Genomic DNA, 391 nt, shown 5'->3' with positions numbered 1-391 from the left:
CCACCCGCCGGTGCTCCGCCCCACGCTGCGCAAGGGGCTGGTCAACTTCAACTGCCTGATGGCCGAGCTGGAGCCGGGCCGCACCGACGTGATGTCGGACGACCTGGCCATCCTCTACCTGCAGTATTCGACGCAGTGGGACAGCCTGGCGCACGCCGGCTCGATGTTCGATGCCAACGGCGACGGCCTGCCCGAAGCGCTCTACTACAACGGCTTCGCCGCCGGGCGGCACATCGTCGGCCCGCAGGACGTGGGCGACACCGGCGGTCCGGCCACGCCGGGCACGGCCGGCGCCAGCACGTCGGCCGCGCACGCCCTGGGCATCGAGAACTTGGCCCGCACGGGCGTGCAGGGCCGCGGCGTGATGATCGACATGCGCGCCCACCTGGGC

General features: G+C 72.4%; 1 pseudogene. It reads left to right on the top strand.

What is annotated here, in order from left to right:
- A pseudogene (locus KDL01_RS47395) lies at positions 1–391 on the top strand (cyclase family protein); the annotation flags it as partial.

The sequence above is a fragment of the Actinospica durhamensis genome (assembly GCF_018139695.1).
In the GTDB taxonomy this organism is placed as follows: Bacteria; Actinomycetota; Actinomycetes; order Streptomycetales; family Catenulisporaceae; genus Actinospica; species Actinospica durhamensis.
This window is presented reverse-complemented; position numbering and strand designations above follow the sequence as displayed.